This window comes from Pseudomonas sp. TWR1-1-3 (genome assembly GCF_049896805.1).
Classification (GTDB): Bacteria; Pseudomonadota; Gammaproteobacteria; order Pseudomonadales; family Pseudomonadaceae; genus Aquipseudomonas; species Aquipseudomonas bubulae.
On the sequence record NZ_JAFCUZ010000002.1, the window covers coordinates 965,643 to 989,042 of the forward strand.

At 59.5% G+C, this 23,400-nt stretch carries 22 protein-coding genes; 19 read left to right on the plus strand and 3 right to left on the minus strand.

All coding sequences use genetic code 11. From position 1 onward, the window contains the following. Positions 1 to 5: 5 nt before the first annotated feature. The 9 genes from ACP7BE_RS11940 to ACP7BE_RS11980 all read left to right on the plus strand — a co-directional run bounded on the left by ACP7BE_RS11940 (position 6) and on the right by ACP7BE_RS11980 (position 9,795). Entirely contained in the window at positions 6 to 803 is a 798-nt protein-coding gene (locus ACP7BE_RS11940) for a hydroxymethylpyrimidine/phosphomethylpyrimidine kinase (RefSeq protein ID WP_094999413.1), read from the plus strand. A 17-nt stretch (positions 804 to 820) separates the two neighbouring features. Further along, on the plus strand, positions 821 to 1,444 hold the full coding sequence (thiE, locus tag ACP7BE_RS11945; RefSeq protein WP_094999414.1) for a thiamine phosphate synthase: 624 nt from the start codon (positions 821 to 823) through the stop codon (positions 1,442 to 1,444). Between the two features lie 31 nt (positions 1,445 to 1,475). After that, a complete protein-coding gene (hemL, locus tag ACP7BE_RS11950; protein ID WP_095019041.1) occupies positions 1,476 to 2,759 on the plus strand; it encodes a glutamate-1-semialdehyde 2,1-aminomutase in 1,284 nt (427 codons plus the stop codon). Positions 2,760 to 2,982: 223 nt separating this feature from the next. Continuing rightward, positions 2,983 to 3,531: a tetratricopeptide repeat protein gene (locus ACP7BE_RS11955; RefSeq protein WP_094999416.1), complete on the plus strand. Its 549-nt coding sequence runs from the start codon at positions 2,983 to 2,985 to the stop codon at positions 3,529 to 3,531. An 800-nt stretch (positions 3,532 to 4,331) separates the two neighbouring features. Next, positions 4,332 to 6,386, plus strand: a complete 2,055-nt coding sequence (locus ACP7BE_RS11960) for an FAD-dependent oxidoreductase (RefSeq protein ID WP_095024984.1) — start codon at positions 4,332 to 4,334, stop codon at positions 6,384 to 6,386. A gap of 86 nt (positions 6,387 to 6,472) precedes the next feature. Continuing rightward, positions 6,473 to 7,270, plus strand: a complete 798-nt coding sequence (locus tag ACP7BE_RS11965) for a transporter substrate-binding domain-containing protein (protein WP_426105949.1) — start codon at positions 6,473 to 6,475, stop codon at positions 7,268 to 7,270. Beyond that, positions 7,267 to 7,959: an ABC transporter permease gene (locus tag ACP7BE_RS11970; RefSeq protein WP_153327101.1), complete on the plus strand. Its 693-nt coding sequence runs from the start codon at positions 7,267 to 7,269 to the stop codon at positions 7,957 to 7,959. The genes ACP7BE_RS11965 and ACP7BE_RS11970 overlap by 4 nt, the downstream gene beginning before the upstream one ends. After that, on the plus strand, positions 7,956 to 8,666 hold the full coding sequence (locus ACP7BE_RS11975; RefSeq protein WP_426105952.1) for an ABC transporter permease: 711 nt from the start codon (positions 7,956 to 7,958) through the stop codon (positions 8,664 to 8,666). The genes ACP7BE_RS11970 and ACP7BE_RS11975 overlap by 4 nt, the downstream gene beginning before the upstream one ends. Positions 8,667 to 8,676: 10 nt before the next feature. Continuing rightward, positions 8,677 to 9,795 carry a succinylglutamate desuccinylase/aspartoacylase family protein gene (locus ACP7BE_RS11980; protein WP_150628951.1) on the plus strand — a complete coding sequence of 373 codons (1,119 nt, stop codon included), beginning with the start codon at positions 8,677 to 8,679 and terminating at the stop codon, positions 9,793 to 9,795. Between the two features lie 35 nt (positions 9,796 to 9,830). Here the strand turns inward: ACP7BE_RS11980 and ACP7BE_RS11985 are convergent, their stop codons facing one another. Further along, positions 9,831 to 10,157 carry a DUF1820 family protein gene (locus ACP7BE_RS11985; protein ID WP_016779282.1) on the minus strand — a complete coding sequence of 109 codons (327 nt, stop codon included), beginning with the start codon at positions 10,155 to 10,157 and terminating at the stop codon, positions 9,831 to 9,833. Positions 10,158 to 10,289: 132 nt separating this feature from the next. Between ACP7BE_RS11985 and miaB the strand changes: the two genes are divergently transcribed. The 5 genes from miaB to lnt all read left to right on the plus strand — a co-directional run bounded on the left by miaB (position 10,290) and on the right by lnt (position 15,709). Next, positions 10,290 to 11,618, plus strand: a complete 1,329-nt coding sequence (gene miaB / locus ACP7BE_RS11990) for a tRNA (N6-isopentenyl adenosine(37)-C2)-methylthiotransferase MiaB (RefSeq protein ID WP_094999422.1) — start codon at positions 10,290 to 10,292, stop codon at positions 11,616 to 11,618. 194 nt (positions 11,619 to 11,812) lie between these two features. Further along, complete coding sequence (locus ACP7BE_RS11995; protein WP_094999423.1) at positions 11,813 to 12,832, plus strand: PhoH family protein; 1,020 nt, start codon at positions 11,813 to 11,815, stop codon at positions 12,830 to 12,832. After that, positions 12,825 to 13,286, plus strand: coding sequence for an rRNA maturation RNase YbeY (gene ybeY, locus ACP7BE_RS12000; protein ID WP_016779278.1), 462 nt, complete (start codon positions 12,825 to 12,827; stop codon positions 13,284 to 13,286). Before ACP7BE_RS11995 ends, ybeY begins: the two co-directional genes overlap by 8 nt. Before the next feature lie 38 nt (positions 13,287 to 13,324). Next, positions 13,325 to 14,164, plus strand: a complete 840-nt coding sequence (locus tag ACP7BE_RS12005; protein WP_016779277.1) for an HlyC/CorC family transporter — start codon at positions 13,325 to 13,327, stop codon at positions 14,162 to 14,164. Between the two features lie 21 nt (positions 14,165 to 14,185). Next, positions 14,186 to 15,709, plus strand: coding sequence for an apolipoprotein N-acyltransferase (lnt, locus tag ACP7BE_RS12010; protein ID WP_094999424.1), 1,524 nt, complete (start codon positions 14,186 to 14,188; stop codon positions 15,707 to 15,709). A gap of 147 nt (positions 15,710 to 15,856) precedes the next feature. Here lnt and ACP7BE_RS12015 read toward each other — a convergent pair whose 3' ends face one another. Together ACP7BE_RS12015 and ACP7BE_RS12020 are read right to left on the minus strand one after the other, a co-directional pair. Continuing rightward, a complete protein-coding gene (locus tag ACP7BE_RS12015; RefSeq protein WP_095019046.1) occupies positions 15,857 to 16,618 on the minus strand; it encodes a YdcF family protein in 762 nt (253 codons plus the stop codon). Positions 16,619 to 16,775: 157 nt separating this feature from the next. Then, positions 16,776 to 17,060 (minus strand): hypothetical protein, encoded by a 285-nt coding sequence (locus ACP7BE_RS12020; protein ID WP_094999426.1) that lies wholly within the window; start codon positions 17,058 to 17,060, stop codon positions 16,776 to 16,778. 235 nt (positions 17,061 to 17,295) lie between these two features. On the opposite strand from ACP7BE_RS12020, the gene leuS reads away from it, so the two are divergent. The 5 genes from leuS (at position 17,296) to ACP7BE_RS12045 (ending at position 23,362) form a co-directional block, all read left to right on the plus strand. Then, positions 17,296 to 19,902 (plus strand): leucine--tRNA ligase, encoded by a 2,607-nt coding sequence (leuS, locus tag ACP7BE_RS12025; RefSeq protein ID WP_094999427.1) that lies wholly within the window; start codon positions 17,296 to 17,298, stop codon positions 19,900 to 19,902. 89 nt (positions 19,903 to 19,991) lie between these two features. Beyond that, complete coding sequence (gene lptE, locus ACP7BE_RS12030; RefSeq protein ID WP_094999428.1) at positions 19,992 to 20,597, plus strand: LPS assembly lipoprotein LptE; 606 nt, start codon at positions 19,992 to 19,994, stop codon at positions 20,595 to 20,597. A gap of 42 nt (positions 20,598 to 20,639) precedes the next feature. Further along, positions 20,640 to 21,677, plus strand: coding sequence for a DNA polymerase III subunit delta (gene holA, locus ACP7BE_RS12035; RefSeq protein ID WP_426105959.1), 1,038 nt, complete (start codon positions 20,640 to 20,642; stop codon positions 21,675 to 21,677). A 174-nt stretch (positions 21,678 to 21,851) separates the two neighbouring features. Next, the gene (gene arfA, locus ACP7BE_RS12040; protein WP_003444166.1) at positions 21,852 to 22,001 is read left to right on the plus strand and encodes an alternative ribosome rescue factor ArfA; all 150 of its coding nucleotides are present in this window, start codon (positions 21,852 to 21,854) and stop codon (positions 21,999 to 22,001) included. Between the two features lie 50 nt (positions 22,002 to 22,051). Beyond that, positions 22,052 to 23,362, plus strand: coding sequence for a lytic murein transglycosylase (locus ACP7BE_RS12045; RefSeq protein WP_426105961.1), 1,311 nt, complete (start codon positions 22,052 to 22,054; stop codon positions 23,360 to 23,362). Positions 23,363 to 23,400: the final 38 nt, after the last annotated feature.

Sequence of the window (23,400 nt, forward strand, 5' to 3'; positions counted from 1 at the left end):
GCACCATGAATATCTACAGTTCTCGCCCCGTTGTCCTCTGTCTCTCCGGCCATGACCCCAGTGGTGGTGCCGGCTTGCAGGCAGATATCGAAGCCCTGCTGGCTCAAGGCTGTCACGCCGCCCCGGTAGTGACCGCCCTGACTGTGCAGAACACTGTCAATGTCCGCGACTTCCGCGTGCTGGATCGCGAGTGGGTACTGGCGCAAGCCGATGCCGTGCTCGGCGACTCCACCGTTGCGGCGGTCAAGCTGGGCATGCTCGGTTCACTGGAGATGGTCGATACCGTAGTCGAACTGCTTCAGGCCAATCCGCATCTGCCGATGGTCTGTGACCCTGTGCTGCGTGCAGGCGGTGGCGGACGACTGGGCAAGGACGAAGTGGGTTACGCCATGCGCGAACGCCTGCTCCCCCTGGCCACCATTGCCACCCCCAACCTTCCCGAAGCCCGCATCCTGGCCGAACTGCCCGATGGCAGCGCCGATGAGTGCGCTGAAAAACTCCTGCCATTTTGTCGGCACCTGCTGATCACCGGCGGTCACGGTGATGAGCACGAAGTGCATAACCGCCTGTACAGCCGCGACGGCAGCCGCCACACCTTTACCTGCCATCGCTTGCCGGGCAGTTACCACGGCTCGGGTTGCACCCTGGCCAGCACGTTGGCCGGGCGCCTGGCCATCGGTGAAGAACTGGTCAGCGCCGTGCAAACCGCGCTCAATTACACATGGCGCACCCTGCGTGATGCAGAGCAACTGGGGCAAGGGCAATTTGTACCGCGCCGCTTGCCGCTGGATTTTTGCTCGTAACCAATGAGGCTCACCCCATGACGCTTCGCGGCCTGTATGCGATCACTGATAGCCAGTTGCTGGCTGGCAAACTGCTGCCCTATGTGGAGGCGGCCCTCGATGGCGGCCTGACCCTGTTGCAATATCGCGACAAAAGCACTGACGACGCCCGCCGACTGCGCGAGGCCGAAGCCTTGCGCGGGTTGTGCGAACGCTACAAGGCACACCTGATCATCAACGATGATGGCGAGCTGGCCGCCCGCCTGGGGGTCGGCGTGCACCTGGGGCAGACCGACGGCCCGCTGACCCCTGCCCGCGCCCTGCTGGGGCCACAGGCAATTATCGGTTCGACCTGCCACAGCCAGGTCGAACTGGCCGAGCAAGCCGCTAAAGAAGGTGCGAGTTATGTCGCCTTTGGCCGCTTTTTCAATTCCAGCACCAAACCCGGGGCGCCAACCGCTACCCTTGAGACCCTGGACCAGGCCCGCGCCCGCCTCAGCCTGCCGATCTGTGTGATAGGCGGAATTACCCTGGACAATGCCGCGCCGCTGGTGGCCCACGGTGCCGACCTGCTGGCCGTGGTGCATGGCCTGTTTGGCGCCGAAAGTGCCCGGGAAGTCACCCTGCGCGCCAAGGCCTTCAACACCTTGTTGTCTATTTAAATACCGAATCCTGATTCTGAGAGAGCCCACCATGTCTCGTTCCGAAACCCTGTTTGCCAACGCCCAGAAACACATTCCCGGTGGCGTGAACTCGCCAGTGCGTGCCTTCAAAAGCGTGGGCGGCACGCCGTTGTTCTTCAAACACGCCGAAGGCGCCTACGTGACTGACGAGGACGACAAGCGTTATGTCGATTACGTCGGCTCGTGGGGCCCGATGATTCTTGGGCACAGCCACCCTGACGTGCTGGACGCAGTACGTGCGCAACTGGAGCACGGCCTGTCGTACGGCGCCCCGACCGCCATGGAAACCGAAATGGCCGATCTGGTGTGCTCCATCGTACCGTCAATGGAAATGGTGCGCATGGTCAGCTCCGGCACTGAAGCGACCATGAGCGCGATCCGTCTGGCCCGTGGCTTCACTGGCCGCGACAATATCCTCAAGTTTGAAGGCTGCTACCACGGTCACTCCGACAGCCTGCTGGTAAAAGCCGGTTCCGGCCTGCTGACCCAGGGCGTGCCAAGCTCGGCTGGCGTGCCGGCAGATTTCGCCAAGCACACCCTGACCACCGAGTTCAACAATATCGACGCGGTTGCACAGCTGCTGAGCGAAGTCGGCGACACCGTGGCCTGCATCATCGTCGAACCGGTTGCCGGCAACATGAACTGCGTGCCGCCTGCGCCAGGCTTCCTTGAAGGTCTGCGCAGCCTGTGCGACCAGCACGGCGTGGTTCTGATCTTTGACGAAGTGATGACCGGCTTCCGCGTCGCCCTCGGCGGTGCCCAAGCCCACTACGGCGTGACTCCGGACCTGAGTACCTTCGGCAAGATCATCGGTGGCGGCATGCCCGTCGGCTGCTTTGGCGGCAAACGCGAGATCATGCAGCACATCGCGCCGCTGGGCCCGGTTTACCAGGCGGGCACCCTGTCCGGCAACCCGCTGGCCATGGCCGCCGGCCTGACCACTTTGCGCCTGATCAGCCGCCCGGGCTTCCACGCCGAGCTGAGCGATTACACCACCCGCCTGCTCGATGGCCTGCAACAGCGCGCCGACGCGGCCGGCATCCCCTTCGTGACCACACAGGCCGGCGGTATGTTTGGCCTGTACTTCAGCGGCGCCGATGACATTGTCACCTTTGACGACGTCATGGCCAGCGATGCCGACCTGTTCAAGCGCTTCTTCCATTTGATGCTCGAAGGAGGCGTATACCTGGCACCCAGCGCCTTCGAAGCCGGTTTCACCTCGATCGCCCACGGCGAAGCCGAGTTGCAACTGACCCTGGACGCCGCAGAACGCGCATTTGCTGCACTGAAATAATCCAAGAAACGGCAAGGGCGAGCGCCCTTGCCGTTTTTTTATGCCAGTAATGAGCAGATCTTTTAGCCCACCCGTCCATAATCGTCTTAAATCAATGGATATCGCGCTCAGGCAGCAGAAAAACGAGTAAAGACTTTGTAAGGTTGCCTCTGCTTATTTCATAATGCGCGCCTATACATCCCATGATCGGGTTAACCCGTCATCCAGAGGTACGTCGATTCCCATGAACCGCACCGGCCGCGCCCTTGCACTGGGCTGCCTGTTGCTCCTACAGCCGTTGCTTGCCCAGGCAGGCGGTAACTCGTTGTTGATCCCAGCGATGGGTCGCTGCACCCTCAATACTCAGCCTGAGGACCTCGCCGAGGCGCTTGCAGCCTGTGAAGAGGCGGCCAAAGCCGGGGATGCAGAAGCCGAATACGAGTTGGGCGAGTTCTATTACGACGGTAAAAACACCCCGCAAGACTTCAACAAGGCGCTGAGCTACTTCGAAAAAGCCTCGCTGCAAGGCCACGCCATGGCCCAGTTCCAGCTCGGCACCATGTTTTTCAAAGGCGAAGGCGTGCCGGCCAACAACATTCAGGCCTATATCGTGCTGAAAATGGCTGCGGTCAACGGCGCCGAAGACGCCCTGGACACCGCCGACATGGTGGCCGAGCAAATGCCGCGCGACCAGCTCGAAACGGCTACCCAGATACTCGGACAGATCTTCCGCAAGTATTTGCAGGAGCTGCAATCTACCGACGCCCGCTCGCCGTTTTCACCATTGCCCTGATTTCAAACCCTTACTGGTTTGCTGGCGACAACGTGCCTGTGCCGGATACGGCTTTTCCTGGATGTCATCCGAATGTTCAGCGATTAAATTACCCGTCGCCCCCAATGACATTGAAAGCATCACGGCCACTACAGAAAAAATCGCCAGCACATACGAAATCAACGCCAGGTCACTCGCGTGCTTGTGAGCCACCAAAGTCCGCAAGAATGTTATTCCGTAATAGGGCATGACTCGACTGATGGTGAGTGGCACTAATAGAGCGACGCATGAATTTTTCATAGCGCATCACTTAACCCTGCACCGAAAACATTTTTTACCCAACTCAACTTAATGCTGCGCCTGCACAACCTCAAACGCTACGTGAAGACCAACCTCGTCTTATGCATTATGCACACGGGGTGATTCATGGGCTGAGCGCTGCAGCTTGAAGCTGTTAAATATATATCTAGGTAATTATTCTTACGCCAAATAAAGATTAACCTTACTTAAGCTTAAGTTAACTTGATTACGTTGTTTTCACCCATGATTATTATGCCCATCATTGTTCAAAGCCCTGTTTTAGAGCCTTGAACAGAATATGATGATAGGCCGCGACCCTCGATTTAACGGGTTTGACCCGTTACAAGAAACAACTCATGATTTCCTCTCGCTGCCCACGGTCTTGCGCTGCGCAGTAGCTATTGGCGTGTCATCACGCAGTTCACTCTTTAAACGTGGCAATAGTGTGCTCATTTGATTGACGCGCTGTTCTTTGTTTTTGTATCAAATGCGTCGATCTATTTGGGCACGGGGGAATACCTGTGCGTGATCCGAGATATGACATTTTGTTTGAGCCGGTCCAGATAGGGCCCGTGCGTACGCGCAATCGTTTTTACCAGGTACCGCACTGTAATGGCATGGGGCATGTACATCCTTCGGCTATGGCACGTATGCGCGCAATAAAGGCCGAGGGCGGGTGGGGTGTTGTCTGCACGGAAGAGTGCGAAATCAGCCCCTTGAGCGAATTCTCGCCTTATATCGAAGCACGCCTGTGGGACAAGCGCGACATACCGGCGCTGGCTCGCATGTGTGACGCGGTTCACCGGCACGGTAGCCTGGCGGGTGTGGAACTGGCCTTCAATGGCTATTCCGCGCCCAATCGCACCAGCCGCGAAATCCCCTGGGCCCCCTCCAATACCCCCGTGCGCGGCTACGACCCGGTGCAGGCCCGCGCCATGAGCCGCGCCGACATCAAGCAACTGCGCGAGTTGCACAGGGCTGCGGCCTTGCGTGCCCGTGATGCAGGGTTTGACATCATTTATGTATACGCTGGCCATGATCTGGGCTTGCCGTTCCACTTTCTGACGCAACGCAACAATCGCCGCACGGATGAATATGGCGGAGCGCTGTTCAATCGTGTGCGCCTGCTGCGCGAGTTGATTGAAGACACCCGGGATGCCGTCGGTGACCGCTGCGCCGTTGCCGTGCGCCTGGCCGTTGACGAGCAGCAGGGCAGCGCCGGCCTGACCCGGGACAGCGAAGGCGTCGAAGTGTTTTCCATGCTGGCCGAGCTGCCGGATCTTTGGGATATCAATGTTGCCGACTGGGCCAATGACAGCGTGACCTCGCGGTTTGCCCCAGAGGGTTATCAGGAGGCATTCCTCACCGGGCTCAAGGCCTTGACCAGCAAGCCGGTGGTGGGTGTAGGACGTTTCACCTCGCCCGATACCATGGCCTCGCTGGTGCGCCGCGGGGTGTTGGACCTGATCGGCGCGGCCCGCCCTTCTATAGCCGATCCTTTCCTGCCCAACAAAATCGACCAGGGGCGCACCGACGAAATTCGCGAGTGCATCGGCTGCAATGTTTGCGTCAGCGGCGATCACACCAGCACGCCAATGCGCTGCACACAAAATCCGACTATGGGCGAGGAATGGCGACGCGGCTGGCATCCGGAGCAGGTTCCGGTCCGGCGTGCCGAGGGGCGAGCGCTGGTAATCGGCGCAGGCCCTGCCGGTCTTGAGTGTGCCCGGGTTCTCGGCGCTCGCGGCCTGGAAGTGATGCTGGCTGAAGCCACTCGCACCCTGGGCGGACGCGTGGCCAGCGAGTCCCGGCTACCGGGGCTGGCGAGCTGGTCGCGGGTGGTCGATTACAGGGTGGATGCCTTGAGCCGTCTGGGCAATGTCGAGATCTACCGTGAAAGCCGCCTTGAAGTGCAGGACGTTCTCGACATTGAAGCCAGCCACGTGTTTGTCGCCACCGGTTCGCGTTGGCGCAACGATGGCCTGGGCCGTGTGTTGCGCCAGCCTCTCCCTGGGCTGGAAAACCTGCCCGTATTCACGCCGGATGATGTGATGGCAGGCGCTGTGCTGCCTTCGCCCGTGGTGGTGTTCGACGATGACCACTACTACATGGGCAGCGTACTGGCCGAGAGCCTGATTGCCCGGGGAGTCGAGGTGCTGTATGTCACCCCGGCCGCAGATGTTGCCCCCTGGACCCACAATACCCTTGAACAGCACCGGATCCAGCGCCGCTTGCTGGAACTGGATGTCACCATCATCACCTCCCATACGCTGTGCAGCCTCACGCCGTACGGTGTACAGGCAGCGTGCACCTACACCGGGCGCCCGCGTTTCATTCCTGCCGCAGGGGTGCTGCTGGTGACCTCCCGCGAGCCTGAGCAGGGTCTGTTCGACGCCCTGCAGGCCGAGTCCCGGGGTGTGCAGCAGGTGATCCAGATCGGTGATTGCCTGGCTCCGGGCACAATTGCTGCCGCGGTGTACTCCGGGCATCGCTTTGCCCGGGAGTTCGACGCCCCCCCCGGGTTGCTTCGCATGCGCCGGGAGTTGGTGGCGCTGGAAGACTGGCCGGCGCCTTGAATTCTTTCTTGAGTGGTCAACCTGTCGCCCGACGGGCAATAGCGACCCGACGGGCGGTTATTACAACAACAATAAGGAATCAACCCATGAAAAAGATACTGTGGATGCTGGCACTGCTGGTGGTGGCCGTGCTGGCGTGTGTCGTAGTCATTGCCCCGGCGCTGGCCAAGGATTACCAAGTCATACGTTTTGGCACCGACCCGACCTACCCGCCCTTTGCCTCGAAAAGTGCCGACAGCTCACTGGTGGGCTTTGAAATTGACCTGGGCAACGCCCTGTGCGAGCGCGTGCAGGCGAGCTGCAAGTGGGTCGAAATCGATTTTGACGGCATGATCCCCAGCCTCAATGCTCGCAAGATCGACGGCATTCTGGCCACTATGGCGGTGACGGCGGCGCGGCAAAGGGTCATTGATTTCTCGTCCGAGGTGATGACCACGCCCAATGCGCTGGTGTTCAAAAAAGGCGCTGGCCTGGATGCCAGCCTGCAGGCGGTAAAAGGCAAAGCCATCGGCTACCTGCAGGGCAGCACCCAGGAGGTCTATGCCAAAGCGGTGCTGGCCAAGGCCGGGGCGAAACTCGTGGCATACCCGGATCAGGATCGGGCCTACGCTGATCTGCAAGTCGGGCGACTGGACGCGGCCCTCCAGGATCTGGTTCAAGCCGAGCTGGGCTTTTTGCGCTCTCCCCAGGGCGCTGCCTTTGAGGCCGGCAAGGCGATTGAAAGCGACCTGATGCCGGGCACCAGCGCCATTGGCATCCTCAAGGGCAATCAAGCACTCAAGGCTCTGCTCGATAAAGGCCTCGCCCAACTGCATGCCGATGGCACCTACGCACGGCTGCAAAAGCAGTATTTCGGGGATCTTGTTCTGTACAGCAATAAATGAGCGGCCTTCAGGTTTACGCGCCATTGCTGGCACTGGGCACCTGGATGACGATCAAGCTGGCGCTGATATCACTGCTGCTGAGCCTGTTTCTGGGGCTGCTGGGCGCAGGAGCCAAGTTATCCACAAGCCGTGCGGCGCGATGGATGGCCCGGCTTTACACCACCCTGATCCGCGGCGTGCCCGACCTTGTGCTGATGCTGCTGATCTTCTACGGCCTGCAAACCTGGCTCGGCCAACTCACGGACAGGCTGGGCTGGGCCTATTTAGAGATAGATGCCTTCACTGCCGGGGTGATGACCCTGGGCTTTATCTACGGCGCTTACTTCACCGAAACCTTGCGCGGCGCCATTCTCGCAGTGCCCTTTGGGCAGATTGAGGCTGCCAGGGCCTACGGCCTGAGCCCGATGCAGTGTTTTTGTCGTGTGCTGTTCCCGCAGATGATGCGCTTTGCGCTGCCGGGGTTGGGCAACAACTGGCTGGTGCTGCTCAAGGCAACCTCGCTGGTGTCGATCATCGGCCTGGCCGAGCTGGTAAAGGCAGCCAGCGACGCGGGAAAAAGCAGTTTTCAACTGTTTAACTTCCTGGTGCTGGCGGCAGTGATCTACCTGCTGATAGCCGTTGCCTCCAACAGCGTATTGCACAGGCTTGAGCGGCGCTTCGCCGTGGGGTTCGAGCGGGGTGCGCGATGATCGAAGTATTGCTGTCGTATTGGCAGCCTTTTTTGTATAGCGATGGCCAGCAGATCAGCGGTCTGGCCATGACCTTGTGGCTGACCACTGCTTCCATCGGCATGGGTTTTGTACTCTCGATCCCGCTGGCCATTGCCCGGGTTTCTGAAAACCGCTGGGTGCGCTGGCCGGTGCATGGCTTTACTTACCTGTTTCGCGGCACGCCGCTGTATATCCAGCTGTTGATCTGCTACTCGGGCATCTACAGCCTTGCCGCCGTTCAGTCGCAGCCGTTGCTGGGCGCATTTTTTCGCGATGCCATCAACTGCACCCTGCTGGCCTTCACCCTCAATACGTGCGCCTACACCACGGAAATCTTCGCCGGTGCGATCCGTTCAATCGCCAGGGGGGAGGTACAAGCTGCCCGGGCGTATGGCTTCAATGGCTGGAAGCTCTACCGCCGCGTCGTCATGCCCCAGGCACTGCGCCGCGCCTTGCCGGTTTACAGCAACGAAGTGATCCTGTTGCTGCACTCCACCACCCTGGCCTTCACCGCCACGATCCCTGACATTCTCAAAGTCGCCCGGGATGCCAACGCGGCCACCCTTCAGACCTTCCCTTCGTTTGTCATCGCTGCCGGGCTGTACCTTATCGCCACCTTTGCCCTGGTGGGACTGTTTCGCCTGGCCGAGCGGCGCTGGCTGGCATTTCTCGGCCCGCGCCGATAGGAGAACCCCCATGCACCACCAACGTCATGATGTGCTGGCCGCCGTACCGGGCACCTGTCGGCAAATCCATAGTTTTCATTACGGACCAGCGCCAGAGCACGGGAAAATCTATATCCAGGCGTCGCTGCACGCGGACGAGCTGCCGGGAATGCTGGTGATCTGGCATCTCAAGCAGCGCATGCTGGAGCTCGAGCAGGCCGGCCTGTTGCGCAAGCACATAGTGCTGGTGCCCGTGGCCAACCCGGCGGGGCTGGAGCAGGTGCTTATGGACGTGCCCCAGGGGCGTTTTGATAACGAAAGCCGACAGAATTTCAACCGCTTCTTTGTGGATGTCAGTCAGGAGGTGGGCGATAGTGTCGAGGGCCAGTTGACCCAGGATCCAGAGCACAATACGCAACTGATTCGCTCGGCCTTGCGCCGTGTTCTGGTCGCCACGCAGCCGCTGACCCACGTGCAGGCCCTGCGTCAGACCCTGCAGATCCTGGCGTGCGATGCCGATATGGTCCTGGACCTGCACTGCGACTTCGAAGCTGTACAACACCTGTACCTGGCCCCGGCCTTCTGGCCGCAGGTAGAGCCCCTGGCCCGTTACCTGGGGGCCCGAGCCTGCTTTATGGCCACCGAGTCGGGCGGGCAGTCCTTCGATGAATGGTTCACCCTGTTCTGGGCGCAGATGCAAGCGCGCTTTGCGCCACGTTTCCCCCTGGCGTGCTGCAGCTTTGCCGTGACCGTTGAGCTGCGAGGGGTGGCGGATGTGACCCACGAACTGGCGCGTGACGATAGCCAGGCGCTGATCGACTACTTGATCCATGCGGGTGCAGTCGAAGGGCAGCCAAAAGCACTTCCGGCATTGCTCAACCCGCCGACCCCGCTAGCGGGCGTCGAGCCGTTGAACAGCCCCACGGGGGGTTTGCTGGTGTTTTATGCGCAAGTGGGTGACTACCTGCAGGCGGGGGCTGTGGTGGCAGACATCATTGACCCCATCACGGACCGTATTACTCCAGTGGTCTGTCAACGCGAAGGCTTGCTCTATGTCCGCTCATTGCGGCGCATGGCGACTGCGGGAATGACCATTGCCCATGTCGCCGGGGCGCAGGCGTATCGACAAGGGGACTTGCTGTCGCCATGAAGGGATTGCGAGCGCGGGAAGGGAAAGAAAAGCCCCTACTTGTCCGGCATCGGAAACGGAAACGGCATCACATTGCTGACACCACGGGCTTCACTGATTTTAGGCGTGCCCAGCCGCTCAACCTCATCGATACGGACAATCGAGTGCATCGGCACAAAGCTGCGCACCACACCTTCAAACTGAGCCTTGAGCTTTTCTTCGCTGGGGTCGACAACCATTTGTGTGCGCTCACCGAAGACGAATTCCTCTACTTCCAGAAACCCCCACAGATCACTTTGATAGATCTGCTTGGCGTACATTTCGAACACCTGGCCCTGGTTGAGGAAAATCACCTTGTAGATTGGAGCTTCACGTTTGGTCATGGTGGGCGGGTAAGCATCTGAAGGTAAAAAAGAGGGCGCGAACTATAGCATAGCCATCAGACGCACAACGCTAGGAAGCAACGGCTATGACCCCTATAATGTGCGGTTCTTTGAACCACTTGATGAACACCCATGGCCAAGAAGCTTTACATCGAAACCCACGGTTGCCAGATGAATGAGTACGACAGCTCGCGCATGGTCGACCTGCTGGGTGAACATCAGGCCCTGGAAGTCACAGCGCGCGCCGAAGACGCTGATGTCATCCTGCTGAATACCTGTTCAATCCGTGAACGTGCCCAGGACCGCGTGTACTCCCAACTGGGTCGCTGGCGCGAACTGAAACTGGCCAACCCCGACATGGTTATCGCCGTGGGCGGTTGCGTGGCCAGCCAGGAAGGCGCGGCGATCCGCGATCGCGCCCCGTATGTGGACGTGGTATTCGGCCCGCAAACCCTGCACCGCCTGCCGGAAATGATTGACGCCGCGCGCATCACCAAACTGCCGCAGGTTGATGTGTCATTCCCTGAAATCGAGAAATTCGATCACCTGCCAGAGCCTCGCATCGACGGCCCAAGCGCCTACGTGTCGGTCATGGAAGGTTGCAGCAAGTACTGCACGTTCTGCGTGGTGCCTTACACCCGCGGCGAAGAAGTCAGCCGGCCCTTCGATGATGTATTGGCCGAGGTGATCCACCTGGCTGAAAACGGCGTGCGTGAAGTGACCCTGCTTGGCCAGAACGTCAACGGCTATCGCGGCCTGACCGAAGGTGGCCGCCTCGCCGACCTTGCCGAGCTGATCCGTGTGGTTGCGGCGATCGACGGTATCGAGCGTATCCGCTACACCACCTCCCACCCGCTGGAGTTTTCCGACAGCCTGATCCAGGCCCACGCCGAAGTCCCGGAACTGGTCAAACACCTGCATCTGCCGGTGCAATCGGGCTCCGACCGCATTCTGTCGGCGATGAAACGCAATCACACGGCGCTGGAGTACAAGTCCAAGCTGCGCAAACTGCGCGCTGCCGTACCGGGGATCTGCATCAGCTCCGACTTTATTGTCGGCTTCCCGGGCGAAACCGAAAAAGACTTTGAACAGACCATGAAGCTGATCGAAGACGTGGGTTTCGACTTTTCCTACTCTTTTGTCTACAGCCAGCGCCCGGGCACCCCGGCAGCAGACCTGACGGACGATACCCCGGAAGAGCGCAAGAAAGAGCGTCTGAACGCGCTGCAACATCGTCTCAACCAACAGGGCTTCGAGATCAGCCGCCAGATGGTAGGGTCGACCCAGCGGATCCTGGTAACCGACTACTCGAAAAAAGACCCGGGCGAGTTGCAGGGCCGGACCGAGAACAACCGCATCGTCAACTTCCGCTGCGACAACCCGCAGTTGATCGGGCAATTCGCCGATGTGCATATTGATGCGGCCCAGCCGCACTCGTTGCGGGGCTCGCTGCTGAACTGACCACACGCCATCGTCCCTTGTGGGAGCGGGCTTGCTCGCGATGCACGCAACACGGTCCGACTGGATGAGTGCGGTGGTGCAATCGCGAGCAAACCCGCTCCCACATCAAACATTTGGTGAAGTCCTTTCACGCTTGACCTGCTAGCGTTATCCTTAATTTCATATCAATTGCCTAAGGGCGGCTAAATACGACCTTGAACGCACCCATCGAACCACATCGCTTCCTTCTCGAGCCCTTTGAGGCCCGCCGTTTCGCCAATCTGTGCGGGCAATTCGACGAGCATCTGCGCTTGATCGAGCAACGCCTGACGATCGAAATCCGCAATCGCGGTAACCAGTTCGAGCTGATCGGCGACCCGAAAATCACTTCTTCGGCAGAAAACCTGCTGCGCCGCCTGTACCGCGAAACCAAGGCCACCGAGCTTTCGCCGGACATGGTTCACCTGTTCCTGCAAGAGTCTGCGGTACAAGACCTCGCCAGCAACCCGGTGGCTGAAGCCAGTGTTTCGCTGCGCACCAAAAAGGGCATGATCCGCCCTCGCGGGATCAACCAGCAGCGTTACGTCAAAGAGATCCTGGGCAACGACATCAACTTCGGCATTGGCCCGGCGGGTACGGGTAAAACCTATCTGGCTGTGGCCTGCGCAGTTGATGCCCTGGAACGCGAGCAGATCCGCCGCATCCTGCTGGTGCGCCCGGCGGTTGAGGCCGGTGAGAAGCTCGGTTTCCTGCCGGGTGACCTGTCGCAAAAAATAGACCCGTACCTGCGCCCGCTCTACGACGCACTGTACGAAATGCTTGGTTTTGAATACGTGGCCAAGCTGATCGAGCGCCAGGTGATCGAAGTCGCGCCACTGGCCTACATGCGCGGCCGCACGCTGAACAACAGTTTCATCATTCTCGACGAAAGCCAGAACACCACGGTCGAGCAGATGAAAATGTTCCTGACCCGCATCGGCTTCGGCTCGACCGCCGTGATCACCGGTGACATCACCCAGATCGACCTGCCCAAAGGCACGAAATCGGGGCTGAACCATGTCATTGAAGTGCTCAAGGACGTGCCGGGCATCAGCTTTACCCACTTCCAGTCCAAGGACGTCGTGCGCCACCCGCTGGTGCAGCGCATCGTCGAGGCCTACGGTCGCTACGAACAGGAAGCCGCCGACAAGCTGGCCGCGCTGCCCGCTGCAAAGGATTACCGCCACGATGCTTGAGCTTGACCTGCAACTGGCGACTGACGCCAGTGCCCCCAGCGAAGCCCAGTTCCGCCAATGGTGTGAACTGGCTTTGCGCCAGCGCAGCGCCGATTCGGAAATGACCATTCGTCTGGTAGACGAACCCGAAGGTCGTGAACTGAACCACACCTGGCGCCAAAAAGACTACGCCACCAATGTGCTGTCCTTCCCCGCAGACGTGCCTGATGAGTTCCTCGATATCCCGCTACTGGGCGATCTGGTGATTTGCGTGGCCGTGGTCGAGCGCGAAGCCGCCGAACAAGGCAAAAGCCTTGAGGCCCACTGGGCCCATCTGGTGATACACGGTTGCTTGCATCTTCTGGGTTACGACCATATAGAAGACGAAGAAGCCGAAGAAATGGAAGCACTGGAACGAACGTTGCTTGCAGAACTGGGTCATCCTGACCCGTATGCAGACGACGAAACCGAATAACACCCACTGAAACTACCAAGGGATACGAGTAAATCGCTATGAGCGAAGACCGATCGAGCAACGGGCAAAAGTCATGGTTAGGTAAGCTGACCCAGGCCTTTGCCCATGAGCCGAAAAACCGCCAGGAGCTGCTTGAGCTGCTGCGCGAAGCACACCAGAACAAACTGTTGGACAGTGAAGCGCTGGCCATCGTCGAAGGTGCCATTCAAGTGGCTGACCTGCAGGTACGGGACATCATGGTTCCTCGCTCGCAGATGATCAGCATCAAGGCAACCCAGACCCCCCGCGAATTTCTCCCGGCGATCATTGACGCGGCGCACTCGCGCTACCCGGTGATCGGCGAAAGCCACGACGACGTCCTTGGCGTCCTCCTGGCCAAAGACCTGCTGCCGCTGATCCTTCAAGAGAACGGCGACAAGTACAACATCAAGGATTTGCTGCGTCCGGCGACATTTGTCCCCGAGTCCAAGCGCCTTAACGTGTTGTTGCGCGAGTTCCGCGCCAACCACAACCACATGGCCATCGTGATTGACGAATACGGCGGCGTTGCGGGTCTGGTGACGATTGAAGACGTTCTCGAGCAGATCGTCGGCGACATCGAAGACGAGCACGACGTCGAAGAAGACAGCTACATCAAGCCGTTGCCCAGCGGTGACTTCCTGATCAAGGCCCTGACCCCGATCGAGAACTTCAACGAGTTCTTCGACACCGAATTCTCCGACGACGAGTTCGACACCGTGGGCGGCCTGGTCATGAGCGCATTCGGGCACTTGCCCAAACGCAACGAAACCACTGAAATCGGCCCCTACCGCTTCCGCATCCTCAATGCTGACAGCCGCCGGATCCATCTGATTCGTCTCACGCCTATTGCCCGCTAAATCTCAATACCAAGGATTGAAATGCGCTGGATAACCTCCCCCGGCTGGCCCGGTAACTTGCTGGCCGTGGTGGCCGGCGCACTGACAACCCTGGCGTTGGCCCCCTTCGATATCTGGCCATTGGCACTGGTTGCCCTGGCCCTGTTCTATCTCGGTTTGCGCGACCTGTCGCCAAAACAGGCGCTGGGCCGAGGCTGGTGTTTCGGTTTTGGCCTGTTTGGCGCGGGCACCAGCTGGATCTACTACAGCATCCACCACTTCGGCGGCGCTTCGGTGCTGCTGGCCGGTTTCCTGATGTTGTTGTTCACGGCAGCCATCGCCTGGTTCTTTGCCCTGCCCGCCTGGGTGTGGGCGCGCTGGATCCGTCGCAATGAAGCGCCGTTGGCCGATACCCTGGCATTTGCCGCGCTATGGGTTGCTCAAGAGGCGTTCCGCGGCTGGTTCCTCACCGGTTTCCCATGGCTGTATTCCGGTTACAGCCAGCTGGACGGCCCTTTGGCCGGGCTCGCACCGTTGGGCGGCATGTGGCTGGTGTCTTTCACTCTGGCCCTGACCGCTGCCCTGCTGTGCAATTTGCCACGCCTGATCAAGGCCAGACGCAAGGCTTTTGTCGCCGCAGGGGTGGTCTTGCTGATCGGCCCCTGGGCCGTCGGCCAGGCCCTCAAGCACCACGCCTGGACCAGCCCTTCAGGTGACCCGCTGAGCGTGGCGGCGATCCAGGGCAATATCGAACAAAGCATGAAATGGGACCCGGCCCAGGTCAATGCACAGCTGGCCCTTTACCGTGACATGACCTTCAGTTCCAAACGTGTCGACCTGATCGTTTGGCCGGAAACCGCTGTCCCTGTCCTCAAAGAGAACGCTGAAGGCTTTTTGAGCATGATGGGCCGGTTTGCCGCCGATCGTAACTCAGCGCTGATTACCGGCGTGCCGATCCGCCAGGAAGTGCGACATGAACCGCGCTACTTCAACGGCATCACCGCTGTGGGCGAGGGCGATGGTGTTTACCTGAAACAGAAGCTGGTGCCATTTGGCGAATATGTGCCGCTGCAGGATGTACTGCGCGGCCTGATCGCATTTTTTGATCTGCCAATGTCGGACTTTGCCCGCGGCCCGGCGGACCAGGCCATGTTGCAGGCCAAGGGTTATCAAATAGCGCCATTGATTTGCTATGAAGTGGTGTATCCGGACTTCGTGGCCGGGCTTGCTGCCCAGAGCGATATCCTGCTGACCATCAGCAATGACACCTGGTTCGGCACCTCGATTGGGCCGCTGCAACACCTGCAAATGGCGCAGATGCGTGCCCTGGAAGCCGGGCGCTGGATGATTCGGGCCACCAACAATGGCGTCACGGCATTGATTAACCCGTTTGGGCAAATCACCACGCAAATTCCGCAGTTCGAGCAAGGCATCATGTACGGCGAAGTGGTGCCCATGCACAACCTCACGCCTTACCTGCAATGGCGCTCATGGCCACTGATCATCCTGTGCAGCCTGCTGATTGGCTGGGCCCTGGTCACCAGCCGGATTGCCAAGACGGTCTAACCTTGTGCTTCTGCGTCTTCTACCCTCACCCCAACCCTCTCCCGGAGGGAGAGGGAGCTGACAGGTAGTGTTGCGTAGAGCTGCTTTTGCCTTTAATCCCCTCTCCCTCCGGGAGAGGGCCAGGGTGAGGGGCTTTTGCTTAATGGGTCAGCGATAAAACAACGGATAGGCAACCTGCCCTACCGCTTCATTGATCAATAGCCCGGACTGCCAGAACGCTTTGTACTCAGGCATCCAGCCCCCCAGCGGCCGCGCATTGTCGGCACTGAAAAAACCGACCGGCGCAGGCACCACGTCAAAACCAGCCTTTTCAAAACTCCACACCGAACGCGACATATGCCAGCCGTGCGTCACCACGACCACCCGCTTGACCCCCAGCGGCAGCAGAATGTCTGCGGTCATTTTGGCGTTTTCCCACGTTGTGCGGCTTTGCTCTTCTTTCCACCGTACTTGCACGCCGAAATCATCACGCAATGAATCCGCCATCAACTGCGCCTCACTGGGCGGCGAGCCGTAGTGCAAACCGCCAGTGGTCAACACCGGCAAGCCCGAAGCCTTCGCCAGTCGGGCGGCATAGCGCTGGCGCTCCAGACCGATGCCGGTGGGCTGATCGCTGCCCCAGGCCGGATCCCCCCGCTCACGCCCCGAGCCCAGCACCACAATGGCATCGGCACGCGCGGCCAGCGTCGACCACTCGCTCTGCGCCAGCGGTGGTTCGCGCTCCAGCACACGGGCGCCCCACTCCACCATTATTGGCAAACTCATCAGCCAGAAGCCGCCCAGCCCCAGGGCAAACAACACACCCGCCACTCGCGGGCGCGAACGCCGTAGCCACCAGGCAAGCGCCAGGAGCAACAGAAAAATGCCAGGGGGTAATAGAAGCTGTTTTAAAAAGTATCGAATAGGCATCGAGCATCTCCAAAGATGCCCGAAGCCTAAGGGGGTTGATTGAGCGCATCAACAACGCAGGTGAGAAACCCAAACACAAACGTGTAATGCATCAACCCGGAGGTACAACTTTCTTGATGCGGCTTTGTTGAAGGCCGGGCTTGAATCGCCGTATGGCCTAAGCTCCCTGCACCCTGTCTTTAAGCCAGATAACCTTGGCCCTGGGGGCATCCTGCATGTTCACGCTGCCTTGCGAGCGTTTAATTGCCTCACGCCCGATCCGGTTCAAATAGAGGTTGATCAACTCCAGCTCGGCATGACTCAAGCCTCGCAATTCCAACTCGACTGGGCGTTCATCACGTAATTGGACAGCCGTCTTTGCTGAATCAAGAGCCACACTCAAACGATCAATCAGCCGCTCATACACTTGCGATGTTGCTACGCTGCGTTGCAACTCTGCCATCCGTCCACCTCATTTAAGGAAATGAATCTCCCCCACAGGAGAGCTTAGCTGCGCTTGTAAAAGCGGCGTGCTGCTGCGACCAACGGAGTGATGAGGCAATCAGGGTTTCCCTCGATAGAGCGGGGTCATGTATGCTACGGGACTTCCTGTAACCCCTGCTCCAACCTGACCGGGCAACACTGTCGCCGGTCTATGTTGAAGAGGATTAGGCCACCCTTTATCAGTACAAGTAGCCATGCACGAACAATATCAGCCCCGTGAAATAGAAGCCGCCGCCCAATCATTCTGGGACAACCAAAAGTCCTTCGAAGTCAGCGAAGATCTAGGCAAAGAGACGTTCTACTGCCTATCGATGTTCCCGTACCCAAGCGGCAAGCTACACATGGGGCACGTGCGCAACTACACCATCGGTGACGTGATCTCCCGTTACCAGCGCATGCTCGGCAAAAACGTCCTGCAACCCATGGGTTGGGACGCCTTTGGCATGCCGGCCGAAAACGCCGCGATGAAAAACAAGGTCGCGCCGGCCAAATGGACGTACGAAAACATCGCCTACATGAAAACCCAGCTGCGCAGCCTGGGTCTAGCCGTTGACTGGTCGCGCGAAATCACGACCTGCAAGCCGGATTACTACCGTTGGGAACAATGGCTGTTCACCCGCCTGTTCGAAAAAGGTGTGATCTACCGTAAAAACGGCACCGTGAACTGGGACCCGGTGGACCAGACCGTTCTGGCCAACGAGCAAGTGATCGACGGCCGTGGCTGGCGTTCGGGCGCGGTAATCGAAAAACGCGAAATCCCGATGTACTACTTCAAGATCACCGCTTACGCGGATGAGCTGCTGGAAAGCCTCGACGACATGCCGGGCTGGCCCGAGCAGGTTAAAACCATGCAGCGCAACTGGATTGGCAAATCCCGCGGCATGGAAGTGCAGTTCCCTTACAACGTCGAGTCCATCGGCTCAGCAGGCGCGCTCAAGGTTTTCACCACCCGCCCTGATACCTTGATGGGCGCGACCTATGTCGCTGTGGCTGCCGAGCACCCGCTCGCCACCCAGGCAGCGCAGGGAAACCCCGAGCTGCAAGCGTTTATCGCTCAGTGCAAAGGCGGCAGCGTGGCAGAAGCCGACATGGCAACCCAGGAAAAAATGGGCCTGCCAACCTCGCTGTTCGTCGAGCACCCGCTGACCGGCGAAAAGCTTCCTGTATGGGTCGCCAACTATGTACTGATGCATTACGGCGACGGCGCGGTGATGGCTGTACCAGCACACGACGAGCGTGATTTCGAATTCGCCACCAAGTACAACCTGCCGATCAAGCCGGTTGTGCGTACCAGTGCTGGCGACGAGTCACCGGCACCGTGGCAGGACGCTTACAACGAGCACGGCCCGCTGATCAACTCCGGCGAATTTGACGGCCTGGATTTCGACGCCGCATTCGCCGCCATCGAAGCCGCCCTGACTGCCAAAGGCCTGGGCCAGGCGCGCACCCAGTTCCGCCTGCGTGACTGGGGCATCAGCCGCCAGCGCTACTGGGGCTGCCCGATCCCGATCGTGCATTGCGATACCTGCGGTGACGTACCAGTACCTGAAGCCCAGTTGCCAGTGGTCTTGCCAGAAGATGTCGTACCCGATGGTGCCGGTTCGCCACTGGCACGCATGCCTGAATTCTACGAGTGCAGCTGCCCTAAATGTGGCGCACCGGCCAAACGCGAAACCGACACGATGGACACCTTCGTCGAGTCGTCGTGGTACTACGCACGTTACGCCTCGCCGCACTATGAAGGCGGTCTGGTCGAGAAATCGGCAGCAGACCACTGGCTACCGGTGGACCAGTACATCGGCGGTATCGAACACGCCATTTTGCACCTGCTGTACGCGCGCTTCTTCCACAAGCTGATGCGTGACGAAGGCCTGGTCAGCTCCAACGAGCCGTTCAAGAACCTGTTGACCCAGGGCATGGTAATCGCCGAGACCTACTTCCGTACGCTGGACAACGGCGGCAAGGATTACTTCAACCCGGACGACGTGGAAATCGAACGTGATGCCAAGGCCAAGATCATCGGCGCCACGCTGAAGAGTGACGGCCTGCCGGTGGAAATCGGCGGCACGCAGAAAATGTCCAAGTCGCTCAACAACGGTGTTGACCCGCAATACATGATCGAACAGTACGGCGCAGACACCTGCCGCCTGTTCATGATGTTTGCTTCACCGCCTGACGCAAGCCTGGAATGGTCCGACTCGGGTGTTGAAGGCTCCCACCGCTTCCTCAAGCGTGTATGGCGCCTGGCCCATGCCCATGTAGGCCAAGGCCTGCCGGGCGCGCTGGATATCGCCAGCCTGAACGATGAGCAAAAAGTCATTCGCCGTGCCATCCACCAGGCTATCAAGCAAGCCAGCCAGGACGTCGGCCAGCACCACAAGTTCAACACCGCCGTCGCCCAGGTGATGACCGTGATGAACGTGCTCGAAAAAGCACCGCAAGCGACTGAACAAGACCGCGCCCTGCTGCAGGAAGGTCTCGAGACTGTAGCTCTGGTACTGGCGCCGATCACACCGCACATCAGCCATGAGCTGTGGAACCGGTTGGGGCATGCAGGTGCAATCATCGACGCTGCATGGCCAACCCTGGATGAAAGCGCGCTGGTTCAAGACACCCTGCAACTGGTTATCCAGGTCAACGGCAAGCTGCGCGGGCATATTGAAATGCCAGCTGCTGCCAGCCGTGAAGAGGTTGAAGCTGCTGCCCGCACCAACGAAAACGTACTGCGCTTTACAGAAGGCCTGACGATTCGCAAAGTGATCGTGGTACCAGGCAAATTGGTCAATATCGTCGCCAGCTAACTGGAACAGGCGCCCGCGTCATGCGCGGGCGCCCAACAAGACCTTCAGGGCCGCGTGGTCGGCCCATCTGGTTTCAAGGGGAGCAACACATGATCAAACGCAACTTGCTGGTGATGGGTCTCGCAGTTCTGTTGAGCGCCTGCGGCTTTCAACTGCGCGGTACCGGCACCAACCAGCTGACGATCACCGAACTCGATGTCAGCGCGCGCAACGCCTATGGCGACACTGTGCGCCAGCTGCGTCAGGTGCTGGAAAACAGCGGCGTGAAAATCACTGCCAACGCACCATACAAACTGGTTCTGACCGACGAGAAGGAAACCCAGCGTTCTGCCAGCTACACCGGCAATTCGGGTACCGCCGAGTATCAGTTGAACAACGTAGTGAAATACGAAATTCAGGGGCCGAGCCATCTGACGCTGCTGAGCGACAAGGTTGAAGCCTACAAAGTCTACCTGCAGGATGGCAGTAACGTGGCAGGCAGCACCCAGGAAGGCGACATGATCCGTAAGGAAATGCGCCGCGACCTGATCCAGCAACTGGTTCTGCGCCTGGAGCAATTGACCCCGGCCCAGCTGGAAGTACTGCAACAGCAAGCCGAAGCGAAGGCCAAGGCTGAAGCCGATGCCATCGAAGCTGCACGCAAGGCTCAAGAGGAAACTCCTCAACAGTCGCCTCTCGAACTGCAAAACCAGTAAGGCATACGGGGCGCTCAAGCGCCCCGCTATCGTTATGGTCCTATGAAACTCGCTCCCGCCCAACTCGCCAAGCATCTGCAAGGCCCCCTTTCTCCCGTCTACATCATCAGCGGCGATGACCCGTTGTTGTGCCAGGAAACCGCCGACGCCATCCGCAGTACCGCCCGCAAGCAGGGTTTCGATGAGCGCCAGGTGTTCAGCGCCGACGCCAGCTTTGACTGGGGCACGCTGCTGCAAGCCGGTGCCAGCATGTCGCTGTTTGCCGAAAAGCGCCTGCTGGAACTGCGCCTGCCTTCGGGCAAACCTGGCGACAAGGGTGCTGCGGCGTTGATCGAATACTGCTCGCGCCCTGCCGAAGACACCCTGCTGCTGATCAGCCTGCCCAAACTCGACGGCAGTGCGCAAAAGACCAAGTGGGGCAAGGCGCTGATTGAAGGGGCGCAAACCCAGTTCGTGCAGATCTGGCCGGTGGACGCCAACCAGTTGCCGCAATGGATTCGCCAGCGCTTGTCGCAGGCCGGGCTGTCGGCCACCCATGATGCGGTGGAACTGATAGCAGCCCGGGTCGAAGGCAATCTTCTGGCTGCTGCGCAGGAAATCGAAAAGCTCAAGTTAATGGCTGAGGACGGGCAAATCACTGTCGAAACCGTGCAAGCCGCAGTGGCTGACAGTGCGCGGTTTGATGTGTTTGGCCTGGTGGATGCGGTACTTAACGGCGAAGCTGCCCATGCCCTGCGTATGCTCGAAGGCTTGCGCGGTGAAGGCGTAGAGCCTCCTGTGATCTTGTGGGCCCTGGCGCGTGAGCTGCGGGTACTGGCCAATATTGCCCTGCAGTACAGCCAGGGCACGCCATTGGACAAGGCCTTCATCCAGGCGCGACCACCGGTGTGGGACAAGCGCAAACCGTTGATGAGCAAAGCCTTGCAGCGTTATTCGGCGCAGCGCTGGGCACAATTGTTGTTGGACGCGCAGCGTATCGATGCCCAGATCAAGGGCCAGGCAGCAGGATCTGCCTGGAGCAGCCTGAGTCGTCTGGTGCTGCTGATGTGCGGGCAACGCCTGAATCTGCCAGCTGAATAAACACTGCTTTCTGTGGGAGCGGGCTTGCTCGCGATACGGGCGTCGCGGCCTGACAGGCTGATAGCGTTGATGCTAACGCGAGCAAGCCCGCCCCCACCGATCACTATCCTGTGGACAATACGAAAAAACCGGCCGATGATTTGCGCTTGTTCAACTCAAGCGAGAGCACATGCCATGAGCAAGCGCCCCAACAAGGCCAAATCCATTGTTGCCCAACCCCTGTTCCGCAGCCGCCAGGAACGCCCCGCCAAAGGCAAAGGCAGCTACCGCCGCGAAGCCTTCCAGTCGAGAGACCGGGAGGCTTTTTACTTTCTGGCTGCCTGACGGCGGGGATGATAAGGTCTGCTTCTGTTTTGCATTACCTGGACCTGCGCATGCTCTCACGTCATACACGCCGTTGGCCGATGCGCCAACTGATCGCTGCTTCCAGCGTCATCCTTTTAGTCGCCTGCGTAGAGAAACCGACCGCAGCCGATGCTCAAACCTTGCCTGTGGTACCTCCGGCACCTGCGGTCATCAGCAGCGTGCCAGTGCCAGGCACCGACACCCCTCTTGTTCAGCCCACTCAAAGCTTCAGCGAGTGGCAAGCCGATTTCCGCGCCCAAGCGCTTAAAGCCGGAATCAACCCGCTGGTATTCGATAACGCCTTTACCGGCATTACGCCAGACATGAGCGTGATCAAGGCCGACCGCAGCCAGCCCGAATTCAGCCGCCCGGTCTGGGAGTACCTGGACGGTGCCCTGTCGCCTTTGCGTGTACGTAATGGCCAGCGTTTGCTGGAGCAGAATGCCGAACTGCTGGGCCGCATCGAGCAGCGTTATGGCGTTGATCGCCAGGCGCTGGTTTCGGTCTGGGGCATGGAAAGCAATTTTGGCTCGTTCCAGGGCAACAAGTCAGTCATTCGCTCCCTCGCGACCCTGGCCTATGAAGGGCGGCGCCCGGAGTTTGCTCAAAGCCAATTGATCGCTGCACTGAAGATCATTCAGGAAGGCGATATAAGCCCCGAGAAAATGCTCGGCTCGTGGGCGGGCGCAATGGGCCAGACCCAGTTTATCCCCACCACCTATGAAACCCACGCGGTGGATTTCGATGGTGATGGCCGTCGTGATATATGGAACAGCTCGGCAGATGCCCTGGCCTCGACTGCCCACTACCTGCAAAGCTCGGGCTGGAAGCAAGGCCAGCCGTGGGGCTTTGAAGTGACGCTGCCTGCCGGGTTCGACTACGCCCTGGCTGATGGCGCAATCAAAAAGAGCGTTGCCGAATGGCAAAAACTGGGAGTCAAGGTACCTGCCAGCGCCGCAGGCTCAGAGCAGTTAAGCGCTGCCCTGCTGCTCCCTGCAGGCTATCGTGGCCCGGCGTTTCTGGTACTGGATAACTTCCGCGCCATCCTGCGTTACAACAACTCATCATCCTATGCACTGGCCGTGGGCTTGTTGTCGCAACGTTTCAACGGTGGCGGGACCATTTTGGCCGACTGGCCAAAAGACGACCGACCGCTGAGCCGTTCCGAGCGCGTCGAACTGCAAATGCTGCTGAGCCAGCGCAATTATGATGCGGGTAATGCAGACGGCATTATCGGCGCCAATACCCGCAAGGCTATTCGCAGCGCGCAGCAGGCCATGGGTTGGCCAGCAGACGGCTATCCGAGCCACAAGCTGCTGGAGAGTTTGCGTAATCGGTGAGGTTGCTACCCTCTCCCTATGGGAGAGGGGCTTCAGGT

Excerpts from the sequence above, each read along its gene's own strand:
- leuS (WP_094999427.1), top strand. The coding sequence starts at position 17,296 with ATGCACGAACAATATCAGCCCCGTGAAATAGAAGCCGCCGCCCAATCA.
- holA (WP_426105959.1), top strand. The coding sequence starts at position 20,640 with ATGAAACTCGCTCCCGCCCAACTCGCCAAGCATCTGCAAGGCCCCCTT.
- thiE (WP_094999414.1), top strand. The coding sequence starts at position 821 with ATGACGCTTCGCGGCCTGTATGCGATCACTGATAGCCAGTTGCTGGCT.
- ACP7BE_RS12015 (WP_095019046.1), bottom strand. The coding sequence starts at position 16,618 with ATGCCTATTCGATACTTTTTAAAACAGCTTCTATTACCCCCTGGCATT.
- ACP7BE_RS11985 (WP_016779282.1), bottom strand. The coding sequence starts at position 10,157 with ATGACCAAACGTGAAGCTCCAATCTACAAGGTGATTTTCCTCAACCAG.
- ACP7BE_RS12045 (WP_426105961.1), top strand. The coding sequence starts at position 22,052 with ATGCTCTCACGTCATACACGCCGTTGGCCGATGCGCCAACTGATCGCT.
- ACP7BE_RS11980 (WP_150628951.1), top strand. The coding sequence starts at position 8,677 with ATGCACCACCAACGTCATGATGTGCTGGCCGCCGTACCGGGCACCTGT.
- ACP7BE_RS12005 (WP_016779277.1), top strand. The coding sequence starts at position 13,325 with ATGAGCGAAGACCGATCGAGCAACGGGCAAAAGTCATGGTTAGGTAAG.
- ACP7BE_RS11955 (WP_094999416.1), top strand. The coding sequence starts at position 2,983 with ATGAACCGCACCGGCCGCGCCCTTGCACTGGGCTGCCTGTTGCTCCTA.
- lptE (WP_094999428.1), top strand. The coding sequence starts at position 19,992 with ATGATCAAACGCAACTTGCTGGTGATGGGTCTCGCAGTTCTGTTGAGC.
- ACP7BE_RS11965 (WP_426105949.1), top strand. The coding sequence starts at position 6,473 with ATGAAAAAGATACTGTGGATGCTGGCACTGCTGGTGGTGGCCGTGCTG.
- ybeY (WP_016779278.1), top strand. The coding sequence starts at position 12,825 with ATGCTTGAGCTTGACCTGCAACTGGCGACTGACGCCAGTGCCCCCAGC.
- ACP7BE_RS12020 (WP_094999426.1), bottom strand. The coding sequence starts at position 17,060 with ATGGCAGAGTTGCAACGCAGCGTAGCAACATCGCAAGTGTATGAGCGG.
- miaB (WP_094999422.1), top strand. The coding sequence starts at position 10,290 with ATGGCCAAGAAGCTTTACATCGAAACCCACGGTTGCCAGATGAATGAG.
- lnt (WP_094999424.1), top strand. The coding sequence starts at position 14,186 with ATGCGCTGGATAACCTCCCCCGGCTGGCCCGGTAACTTGCTGGCCGTG.
- ACP7BE_RS11940 (WP_094999413.1), top strand. The coding sequence starts at position 6 with ATGAATATCTACAGTTCTCGCCCCGTTGTCCTCTGTCTCTCCGGCCAT.
- ACP7BE_RS11970 (WP_153327101.1), top strand. The coding sequence starts at position 7,267 with ATGAGCGGCCTTCAGGTTTACGCGCCATTGCTGGCACTGGGCACCTGG.
- arfA (WP_003444166.1), top strand. The coding sequence starts at position 21,852 with ATGAGCAAGCGCCCCAACAAGGCCAAATCCATTGTTGCCCAACCCCTG.
- hemL (WP_095019041.1), top strand. The coding sequence starts at position 1,476 with ATGTCTCGTTCCGAAACCCTGTTTGCCAACGCCCAGAAACACATTCCC.
- ACP7BE_RS11975 (WP_426105952.1), top strand. The coding sequence starts at position 7,956 with ATGATCGAAGTATTGCTGTCGTATTGGCAGCCTTTTTTGTATAGCGAT.